Here is a 10,524-nt window from a genome sequence, read left to right as displayed (position 1 = left end):
AGGCCCGCCCGGTCTCCGCCGGCCGGGCGTACGGCGCCGGCGCGTGCGCGGGTCCCGACCGTCGTCACGCCGTACGTACCGGCAGCGCGTCCTCGATGATGTCGGCCGCCTGGTGGGTGCCGCCCTCCTTCGCCATGTCCTGTCTGATCTTCTCGCCCCTGCGGGCGACCTCGGGGTCCTCGACGAGCGCGGTGACCGCTTCCCGCAGCGCCTCGGCCGTCACGTCCTCCATGGACAGACGCCGGGCGACGCCGAGCTGGACGAGCATGTCGGCGTTGCCGAACTGGTCGACGGCGAGGGGTACGGCGACCATCGGCGTACCGGTGGCAAGCCCTTCCTGGCTGCCGCCGGCGCCCGCGTGGGTGAGGAACGCGTCGGCCTTCTTGAGGACGGCGAGCTGCGGCACCCAGGAGTGGACCTCGATGTTGCCGGGGAGCTCGCCCAGTTCGGACGGATCGACGAACTTGCCGATCTGGAGCACCACATGCCAGCCGGGCAGCGCGCCGAAAGCCTCGACGCAGGCGCGGTAGAAGGCGGGCTGCTTGGTGTTCGCCGAACCGAGCGAGACCAGCAGCACCTTCTCGGCCCCGGCCGGCCGCTCCCACTCCCCCTGGTCGGCCCGCTCCCCCTGGCAGGCACCGACGAAGGTGTAGACCGACGCGTCCACCCGGTCGGCGAAGGGCTGGAGCGCCCTCGGGATCAGCACGATCGCCCGCTCGGGGTGCGCGACGAACCGGTCCTGGTCGAACCCCGTCCCGGTCCCGTCCAGCCACGCCTTGAAGCGGGCGCGATAGGCACGGCCGCGCTCGGACTCGGCGAGAAGGGCGAGCTGGGCGGCGGCGACCTCCTCGTCGTAACCGTCCCAGGCGACCAGGTTCGGGGCGAGCTGGAGATACGGGACGCCCCACCGGTGCGCCAGGATCGGCGCCGGGTACGACGTGATGTCGCTGATGACGAGGTCGGGGCGGTCGTTCTCGAACGCCTCGGCCAGCTGGGGCAGCGCCTGGATCCCGTCGGCGAGGAAGGGCTCCAGATTGTCGACCAGCTCGGTGCCCCAGGCGTCGGGGTCCTCCTCCGTCGGCAGGGTGGAGGTGTAAATGACCGGATCGGCGCCGGTCGCGGCGACCTTCTCCGCGAACGAGGCCGGGATGCCGTAACTGACGCGGTGCCCGCGCGCCACGAGTTCCCTGATGACTTCGAGGCTCGGGTTCACGTGTCCGTGGGCGGCGATGGAGAACATGGCGATATGGGCACGCTGTCGTGAGGTCATGGCCTCACCGTAACATGAAGCGAGACGAGACGTCTCGTCCCTACTGAGGGCTCAGCGCTGGTAGCGGGCCAGCACCAGATTGCCGTCCTCCACCAGCCGTTTCTCCAGTTCGGCGCGGTCGATCGCACCGCTGTAGTACTCCTGGAGCGCCGGCGTCGCCACCTTGTCCTTCCACTCCGGGTATCCGCGCACCGACTGCGCCGGCGCCGGATGCAGCCCGGGCGCGAGCGCCGCCCCCGTCGACCAGCCGTCCTTCTCCGTGCGCAGGGACGGGTCGGCGAGCGCGGCCGTACCCGTGGGGAGCATCCAGTCGCCCCGCGCGAGCCGCACCATGTTCTCGGGGCGGAGCAGGAAGTCGATGAACGCGACCGCCTCCTCCTTGTGCCGCGTGTCCTCGGAGACCGACAGGGTCTGCGGGCTCACCCCCTGCGTCGCGCCCTCGGCCCCGGCGGGCGACGGCAGCACCGTCCACTCGAAGCCCTCCGGCGCCTGCTGGATGATCTGCTGCCGGTAGGAGAACCCGAGCGGCACCATCGCGTACTTCCCGCCGAAGAACCCCGGCAGCGTGTCCGAACCGCCCATGCCGAGCGTCGCGCCCGAGGCGCTGCGGTCCTCGTTGACCTGGTCGTGGATGACGGCGGGGACCTCGGCGTCCGCGTCCGTGTACGTGATCCTCACCTTGTCGTCCGTGCCCCGGTGGAAGAGCTGCCCGCCGGTGGACCGGCTGAGGTTGAGCGTCGCGGAGACCGGGTCCTTGAGCGGCCACGCCACCCCGTACTCCGCCTGCCCCGCCGAGGGTCTCCGCCCCTCGCCCGCCGTCAGCTCCCTCGCCGCCGATCTGAACTCCGCCCAGCTCCACGGCTTGTCGACGGTCGGAATCCGCACGTCGGAGGCTTCGAGGATCTTCCGGTTGGCGATCAGCACACGCGGCTCCTGGAGGAACGGCACGCCGTAGAGCCCGTCACCGAAGGCCGTGGTCTCCCAGCTGCGCTCCGGGATGTCCCGCTTCAGCCGGTCGGGCAGCAGCCCGTCGAGATCGGCGAGATAGCCGCCGTACGCGAAGTCGGCGAGGTCGTCGGACGCGTCATGGATGATGTCGGGCGCCTCACCGCCCTCGAAGGAGGTGAGGAGCTGGTCATGGACGCTGTCCCAACTGCCCTGCACGTACTCGACGTGCACATCGGGATGCGCGGCGTTCCACTCCTCCACCAGCTCCTTGTTGACGGCGACGGACTCGTCCTGCCAGGCGAGCGACTGGAAGCGCAGGGTGATGCGCCCGTCCGCCGAACCGCCGTCGTCGCCCGAGCCCGAGCAGCCGGTGAACAGGAGTCCCAGGACGGCGGCGGCCGCCGGCAGCCGTGTTCTCTTACGCATCAGGTCTTCACCGCCCCGGCGAGCATGCCGCCCGTGATCCGTCGTTGGACGATCGCGAAGATGACGAGCGAGGGGATCGTCGCGAGGAACGCCGCCGCGGCGAGAGGCCCCAGATCGGCGACGCCCTCCGCGCCGAGGAAGTGCGTGAGGATCACCGGCAGGGTCTGCTTCTCCGGGGTCTTGAGCAGGACCAGTGCGAAGAAGAACTCGTTCCAGGCCGTGATGAACGCGAACATCGCGGTGGCGACGATGCCCGGGGCGAGCAGCGGCGCCGTGACCGAGACGAGCGTACGCAGCCGCCCGGCGCCGTCGACGGCCGCCGCCTCCTCCAACTCGGCGGGTACGGCCCGTACGTAGCCGACCAGCATCCAGAGCGCGAACGGCAGCGACCACACCACGTACACCATGATCAGCCCGAACAGCGAGTTGATCAGCTGGAGGTTCTTCAGCACCAGGAAGAGCGGGATGATCACCAGGACGAACGGGAACGCCTGGCTGACCACGACCCATCCGGTCGCCGCCGTCGCCAGCCTGCCGCGATGGCGGGCCATCACATAGGCCATCGGCGTCGCGACGACCACGGCGATCAGCGCGGCGCAGAGCGCGACGGTGAGGCTGTTGCCGGCGGCCCTGAGCAGCGGCTGCTCGTCGAACGCCTGCCGGAAGTTCTCCAGGGTGGGGCCCTCGGGGATCCAGGTGGGATGCAGACTGCCCAGCTCCCGCGCCGGTTTGAAGGCGGTGGAGATCAGCCAGAGGAACGGGAACGCCAGGAAGACCAGATAGCACAGGAGCGCCAGATACTGCCCCGCGCGTGCCGGCCGGCCGGTGCGGAGACTCATCTCCCCTCGCCTCCCTTGATCCGTCCCACCAGGTAGAGGGCGAGGAGGACGGAGATGACGGCGACCATGACGCAGCCCATCGCGGCGGCGTAGCCGAACTGGCCGTAGCGGAAGGCCTCTTCGTAGGCGAAGAGCATGGGCAGCCGGGTACGGCCGCCGGGGCCGCCGCTGGTCAGGACGTAGACCAGGGCGAAGGAGTTGAAGTTCCAGATGAAGTTGAGGGCGGTGATCGCGAGGGCGACGGGCCGGAGCGCGGGCCAGGTGACCGTACGGAACCGGCGCCAGGCGCCCGCGCCGTCCAGCGCCGCCGCCTCGTGCAGTTCGTCCGGGGTGTTCTGGAGTCCGGCCAGCAGCGCGACCGTGGTCTGCGGCATGCCCGCCCAGATCCCCACGACGATCACGGCCGGCAGGGCGGTGGCAAGGCCGGTGAGCCAGTCGCGGCCGTCACCGAGGCCGACGTCACGGATCGTCTCGTTGAGGATTCCGGCGTCGGCGTTGTAGACGAGGCGCCACATGATGCCGACGACCACCTCGGGCATGGCCCAGGGGATGATCGCCAGCGCCCGGGCGAGCCAGCGGAAGCGGAGCCGCTGGTTGAGCAGCAGGGCGAGGCCGAGCGCGAGCGCGAACTGCGGGACGGTGACCCCGACCGCCCACACCAGCCCGATGCGGAACGACTCCCAGAAGAGCGTGTCGTGGGACAGGTCCCGGAAGTTCAGGGTGCCGATCCACTCGGTGGGCTCGGTGCGGCCGGACTGCGCGTCGGTGAAGGCGAGGGTGATGCCGTAGAGCAGCGGGCCGACGCTGAGCACCAGGATGGGGATCAGGGCCGGCAGCACCAGGAACCAGGCGCCCCGGTCGGCCACTCTCTCCCGTGGCCGGCCCTCCCCCGGGGCTCTCTCGCCTGACCGCGCCTTCGCGGTCGCCAGTGTCACGGATTCGGCTCCTTCGGGCGGCTTTGGTGGGGGATGGCCGCCCCGGCGGCCTCCGTCATCGTGCTGACGAGCGAGGGGTTCGTCAACCCAACCTGCCTGAATGCGAGACTTGGGGCCTGGCCGGGGGGGGAGATCGACGGGAGAGTTCCGATGGACGAGGCACGGGCGCGGGCCGTACTGGACGCGGGTGGACTGGCGCACGGGGCCGAGCTGCTGGCGCTCGGCGAGAACGCGGTGTTCGGCGTCGGCGAGCTGGTCGTCAAGGTCGGCCGGGGCCTGGCCGGGGCCCCGGAGCTGCTGGCCCGCGCCGAGCGTGAACTGGCCGTCGCCGACTGGCTGTCGGCGAGCGGCGTCCCCGCCGTACGGGCGGCGGAGCCCAAGGTCCGTACGGTGGACGGCCACCCGGTGACGCTGTGGCGGCGGCTGCCCGACGCCGTACGCCCCGCGGGCCCTGCCGACCTCGCGGCGCTGCTCCGTCTCGTCCACGCCCTGCCCGCGCCGCCGTTCGAACTGCCGCGCAGGGAACTGCTCGGCGGTGTGGAGCGGTGGCTGCGGATCGCGGGCGACGCGATCGATCCGGCCGACGCCGACTATCTGCGTGAGCGCAGGGACGGGTTCGCCGCCGCCGCTGCCGCGCTCACCCCGCACCTCGCTCCTGGGCCGATCCATGGCGACGCGCTGCCCCGCAACGTCCATGTCGGCCCGGACGGGCCCGTCCTGGTCGACCTGGAGACCTTCTCCAGCGATCTGCGCGAGCACGACCTGGTGGTGATGGCGCTCTCCCGCGACCGGTACGGGATGGCGCCGGAGGCGTACGACAGCTTCACCGCCGGGTACGGGTGGGACGTACGCGACTGGGGCGGGTGCGGTGTGCTGCGTGGGGCGCGGGAGACGGCGAGCTGTGCGTGGGTCGCGCAGCACGCGCCGACGAACCCGAAGGCGCTCGCGGAATTCCGTCGCCGGGTGGACTCCCTGCGGGAGGGTGATCCCGAGGTGCGGTGGTACCCCTTCTGACGGGTCGTGCGGGCGGGTGGGTCCGGGGTGTGGGGGCCGCTGCGCGGGGCCTGTTCCCCTACCCTCCCCTTCCCACCAGTATCGATATGCGGCTCCGCCCCGGACCCCGTACGGCCTTCGACCGTGCCCTCAAACGCCGGGCGGGCTGTTTCTCGGGGCTCCGCCCCGGACCCCGCGCCTCAAACGCCGGCGGGGCTGAGGATGTCCGGCCGGACCGGAGAGGTCCGGCGGGCCGGAGACGGCCCACACGGCAGGGGATGTCCGGCGGGGCCAGGGATGTTCCGGCAGGGGCCGGGGACATTCCCGCAGGGCCGGGGACGTTACCGCAGGGCCGCCGGGAATGTTCCGGCGGGGACGGGGACGGCCCGCAGGGCCAGGGTTAAGTCCCGCAGGGGCCGGGGGCGTTCCCGCAGGGGACGGAGATGGCCTGCGGGAGACGTTCCCGCAGGGACGGAGACGGCCCGCGAGGCCGGAGGTCGGGGTTCAGCCCGCCGCCGGGACCAGTGCGCGTAGGGGCCAGTCCGCGTTCACCACCGCTTCCGTGTTGCCCTTGCGGCGCAGGAAGTCCTGGAAGTCCGCCGCCCACTCCGCGTACCAGGAGATCTGACGCTCGTGCAGCGCCGCCGCCGTCAGGGACGCGACCTGGCGGTGGCGGCCCGCTATCGCCGTCGCCACCCGCACGGCCGCCAGCGCGTCCGCGCCCGCGTCGTGCGCGCTGTCCAGCACCACCCCGTACTCGGTGCAGACCGCCTCCAGATTGCGCTTCCCCCGGCGGTACTTGTCGACCGCGCGGTCGATCGTGTACGGATCGATCACCGGGCCGATCGCCCCGCCCGCCATGCGGTCGTTCAGCGACGGCAGCCCGTGCCGCGCCAACTCCGCCGCGAGCAGCGTCAGATCGAACGACGCGTTGTACGCCACGACCGGCACCCCCCGCGTCCAGTACCCCGTCAGCGCCGCCGCGATCTCGTCCGCCACCTCACGCGCGGGGCGTCCCTCCGCCGACGCCCGCTCGCTGGTGACCCCGTGGATCGCCGACGCCTGCTCCGGGATCCGGATGCCCGGATCGGCCAGCCAGTCCCGCCGCTCCTCCACCGCCCCGTCCCGCACCGCGACCACCGCGGCGGTCACAATGCGCGCCTCCAGCGGCTCCGTACCCGTCGTCTCCAGATCGAATCCGACCAACGGCTCCCCGTGCCAGCCCATCCCGGTCCTCCCTCATGCTTCTCCCCGATCGACATTCACCTTCGCACGCGGCACTGACAACGCCGGGCGGAGCCTTGACGCGGCTTCAGCACGCCGGCTGCGGACGGGCGGCGTCAGGAGACGGGACGCGAGTCGGCCCACACCGACTCGAACTCCTCGCGGTACGTCTGGAAGAGCCCGTGCTCCGTGTCCTGGCCGACCCGCACCACATCGCGCCCGGCGCCCCGCAGCACAAGCACGGGAGCCTCCATCCCGCGCGCCCGTCTCAGATACGACTGCACGACCGCGAGACCGTCCGCGCCGTCCCCGTCGACCAGATACGCGGTGAAGCGGGGGGTCTCGTCGAAGACATGGATCTCGAAGGCGTCCGGGTCGCGGAGCCGGGAGCGGACCCGTCGCATATGAAGGATGTTCATCTCCACGGAGCGGCTCAGCTCGCCCTTCTTGAGACCCAGTTCGCGCTCGCGGCGCTTGACCGAGCTGCTGGCCGGGTTGAGGAAGAGCAGCCGTATCCGGCAGCCGGACTCGGCGAGCCGTACGAGGCGCCTGCCGGAGAAGTTCTGCACGAGGAGGTTCAGGCCTATCCCGACCGCGTCGAGGCGTCTGGCGCCCCCGAAGAGGTCCTCCGCGGGGATCTGCCGCTGGAGGCGGACCCGGTCGGGGTGGACGGAGACCACGTCCGCGTACCGGTCGCCGACCAGGTCCTCCACGGCGTCCACTCTCAGCCGTTCGGCGGACGGCACGGCCGTCCCGCTGCCCAGGATCTCCAGCAGCCGCGCCGACGCCCGCTCGGCCTGTGCGAGGACGGCCTCGGACAGGGCCCGGTTGCGGGAGACGACGTTACGGGCGACCTCCAGCTCGTCCAGGGCGAGCTCGACGTCCCGGCGGTCCTCGAAGTACGGCTGGAAGCCGGGCCAGTGCTGCACCATCAGCTCGCGCAGCTGCGGGAGGGTCAGGAAGCTGAGGACGTTGTCGTCGGCCGGGTCGAGCAGATAGCCCTTGCGGCGGGAGACCTCGCGGACGGCGACGGCGCGCTGGACCCACTCCTGGCCCGCCGGTCCCGCGGCGGCCACCACCCATTCGTCGCCGTGCACCGGTTCGTAGATCGGTTTGAGAATCGCCGAGACGACAGCACGGAGCCGTTGTTCGACCAGATTCAGCCAGATATAGGCCCGGCCGGCCCGCTGGGCGCGCGTACGCACCTCGGTCCAGGCCTCCGGACCCCAGTCCAGTTCCGCCCCGATCTCCATCGGCCGTGCGAGGGAGACCGCTCCGGGCGGGATGTCGCCGGAAACCCCCTCGTGACCTGGGTCACCTGGGGGTAGCTCCAGCCCTCCCGAGCTCACCCGCGCACCGCCTTCCCTCCCCTTTCAACGATCAAGGAAGGGTACTGCGCAATGGGGAGGAGGTGCAGCCGGATGCGCAGGCTCGTTTCTCAACTCCTTTGGCTCGGGCGGGCGTTCTCTGTGGCGATCTCGACCGGAGTGGGATGATTCATAGCTGTTGCGCCTGGTGACGAGGGGTCGGACGAGGGGCGTCGTATGGCCTGAATCCGGCCATATGCGACGTCAGGACACGGTCCGGCAACGGGGTGACGGTCAGGGAACCCGAAGTTGACCGCACCGGCCGGTCCGACTGCTTCCGGCCCGGCTCCCGAACGGGCCTCCTAGGAGGTTGCGCCTCTTTCGGGGAGTATCTGATCGAAGAAAGCCCCAGCACCCGGATCAGAAGTGGAAGAGTTCATATCTATGCAGGTCTGGCCGGGACAGACGTATCCCCTCGGCGCCACGTACGACGGCGCCGGAACCAACTTCGCGGTCTACTCAGAGGCCGCGCACCGGATCGAGTTGTGCCTCCTGCACGACGACGGTTCAGAAACGGCGGTGGAGCTCCGCGAGACAGACGCCTTCGTCCGGCACGCCTATCTGCCGGGCATCATGCCCGGCCAGCGCTACGGCTTCCGGGTCCACGGGCCGTACGCCCCCGAGAACGGGCAGCGCTGCAACTCGGCGAAGCTGCTCCTCGACCCGTACGCCCGCGCGATCAGCGGCAGCATCGACTGGAACGAGTCGGTGTACGGGTACCACTTCGGCAGGCCCGACTCGCGCAACGACATGGACTCCGCGCCGCACACGATGACGGCCGTCGTGGTCAACCCGTACTTCGACTGGGGCGACGACCGCCGGCCCCGGACCGACTACCACCGCACCGTCATCTACGAGGCCCATGTGAAGGGCCTGACGATGCTGCACCCGGAGCTGCCCGAGGAGCTGCGCGGTACGTACGCGGGGCTCGCCCACCCGGCGGTGATCGAACATCTCACCGAACTGGGCGTCACCGCGCTGGAACTGATGCCGGTGCACCAGTCCGTCAACGACCACCGGCTGGTGGACGCCGGCCTGAACAACTACTGGGGCTACAACACCATCGGCTTCTTCGCCCCGCACAACACCTACGCCTCCTGGGGAGACCGGGGCGAACAGGTGCTTGAGTTCAAGCAGGCGGTGAAGGCGCTGCACGAGGCGGGCATCGAGGTGATCCTCGACGTCGTCTACAACCACACGGCCGAGGGCAACCATCTGGGCCCGACGCTCTCCTTCAGGGGGCTCGACAACGCCTCCTACTACCGTCTCGGGGCCGACAACCCGCGCTACTACACGGACACCACCGGCACCGGGAACTCGCTCCTGATGCGCAGTCCGCACGTACTCCAGCTGATCATGGACTCGCTGCGGTACTGGGTGGAGGAGATGCATGTCGACGGCTTCCGCTTCGACCTCGCCGCCACGCTCGCCCGTCAGTTCCACGAGGTGGACCGGCTGTCGTCGTTCTTCGACCTGGTCCAGCAGGACCCGGTGGTCAGTCAGGTGAAGCTGATCGCCGAGCCGTGGGACGTGGGCGAGGGCGGCTACCAGGTGGGGAACTTCCCGCCGCTGTGGACCGAGTGGAACGGCAAGTACCGGGACACGGTCCGGGACCTGTGGCGGGGCGAGCCGCGCACCCTGGCGGAGTTCGCGTCCCGGCTCACCGGCTCCTCCGACCTGTACCAGGACGACGGCCGGCGCCCGCTGGCCTCCATCAACTTCACAACCTGCCACGACGGCTTCACCCTGCACGACCTGGTCGCCTACAACGACAAGCACAACGAGGCGAACGGCGAGGGCAACCGGGACGGCGAGAGCCACAACCGCTCGTGGAACTGCGGGGTGGAGGGAGAGACCGACGACCCCGCGGTGCTGGAGCTGCGCGACCGTCAGGTACGGAACTTCATCGCGACGCTGATGCTCTCCCAGGGAGTGCCGATGCTCAGCCACGGCGACGAGTTCGGCCGTACGCAGGGCGGCAACAACAACGCGTACTGCCAGGACAACGAGGTCGCCTGGGTGCACTGGCCCGAGAAGGGCGACGAGAAGAACAAGGGCCTGCTCGCCTTCACCCAGACGATGGTCTGGCTGCGGCGCGACCACCCGGTCTTCCGGCGGCGGCGGTTCTTCCACGGCCGTCCGGTGGAGGGGACGCACGACGAGCTGTCGGACATCTCCTGGTTCACCCCTGAGGGTGAAGAGATGATCCAGGGCGACTGGGACGCGACCGACGCGAAGGCCATGACGGTCTTCCTCAACGGGCAGGCGATCTCGGAGCCGGGGCCGCGCGGCGAGCGGATCACCGACGACTCGTTCCTGCTGATGTTCAACGCCAGCGCGCAGACGCTGGAATTCACCGTGCCCGTGGACCACGGCAGCCAGTGGCGGATCGTCGTGGACACGTCGCGCCCGGAGGGTGTGCCGCCGGGGGACGGTCCGAAGGTGGACGCGGGCGAGCGGATCACGATGATCGGCCGCAGCATGACGGTGCTGATGCGGTCCGTCTAGGGGCCCGAGCGGAA

General features: G+C 70.5%; 8 protein-coding genes. 2 read left to right on the top strand and 6 right to left on the bottom strand.

Going from position 1 to position 10,524, the window contains the following annotated elements; genetic code table 11:
- Positions 1-64: 64 nt before the first annotated feature.
- From mgt to ACFWU9_RS34480, 4 genes are read right to left on the bottom strand one after another with little or no spacing between them, the layout of a single operon-like run.
- Positions 65-1,270, bottom strand: a complete 1,206-nt coding sequence (mgt, locus tag ACFWU9_RS34495) for a macrolide-inactivating glycosyltransferase (RefSeq protein ID WP_384325027.1) — start codon at positions 1,268-1,270, stop codon at positions 65-67.
- Between the two features lie 51 nt (positions 1,271-1,321).
- Positions 1,322-2,644: an ABC transporter substrate-binding protein gene (locus ACFWU9_RS34490; protein ID WP_384325026.1), complete on the bottom strand. Its 1,323-nt coding sequence runs from the start codon at positions 2,642-2,644 to the stop codon at positions 1,322-1,324.
- Positions 2,644-3,483, bottom strand: a complete 840-nt coding sequence (locus tag ACFWU9_RS34485) for a carbohydrate ABC transporter permease (protein ID WP_384325025.1) — start codon at positions 3,481-3,483, stop codon at positions 2,644-2,646. Before ACFWU9_RS34485 ends, ACFWU9_RS34490 begins: the two co-directional genes overlap by 1 nt.
- Positions 3,480-4,418 (bottom strand): carbohydrate ABC transporter permease, encoded by a 939-nt coding sequence (locus ACFWU9_RS34480; RefSeq protein WP_384325024.1) that lies wholly within the window; start codon positions 4,416-4,418, stop codon positions 3,480-3,482. Before ACFWU9_RS34480 ends, ACFWU9_RS34485 begins: the two co-directional genes overlap by 4 nt.
- 150 nt (positions 4,419-4,568) lie before the next feature.
- Here ACFWU9_RS34480 and ACFWU9_RS34475 point away from each other — a divergent pair, with 150 nt between their 5' ends.
- The gene (locus tag ACFWU9_RS34475) at positions 4,569-5,432 is read left to right on the top strand and encodes a phosphotransferase enzyme family protein (RefSeq protein WP_384325023.1); all 864 of its coding nucleotides are present in this window, start codon (positions 4,569-4,571) and stop codon (positions 5,430-5,432) included.
- A gap of 483 nt (positions 5,433-5,915) precedes the next feature.
- Here ACFWU9_RS34475 and ACFWU9_RS34470 read toward each other — a convergent pair whose 3' ends face one another.
- A complete protein-coding gene (locus tag ACFWU9_RS34470) occupies positions 5,916-6,638 on the bottom strand; it encodes a 3'-5' exonuclease (protein ID WP_384325022.1) in 723 nt (240 codons plus the stop codon).
- 113 nt (positions 6,639-6,751) lie between these two features.
- Positions 6,752-7,984 carry an SAV2148 family HEPN domain-containing protein gene (locus tag ACFWU9_RS34465; RefSeq protein WP_384325021.1) on the bottom strand — a complete coding sequence of 411 codons (1,233 nt, stop codon included), beginning with the start codon at positions 7,982-7,984 and terminating at the stop codon, positions 6,752-6,754.
- A 402-nt stretch (positions 7,985-8,386) separates the two neighbouring features.
- On the opposite strand from ACFWU9_RS34465, the gene glgX reads away from it, so the two are divergent.
- Positions 8,387-10,510, top strand: a complete 2,124-nt coding sequence (gene glgX / locus ACFWU9_RS34460) for a glycogen debranching protein GlgX (RefSeq protein ID WP_384325020.1) — start codon at positions 8,387-8,389, stop codon at positions 10,508-10,510.
- Positions 10,511-10,524: the final 14 nt, after the last annotated feature.

The organism is Streptomyces sp. NPDC058653 (assembly GCF_042716895.1).
In the GTDB taxonomy this organism is placed as follows: Bacteria; Actinomycetota; Actinomycetes; order Streptomycetales; family Streptomycetaceae; genus Streptomyces.
This window is presented reverse-complemented; position numbering and strand designations above follow the sequence as displayed.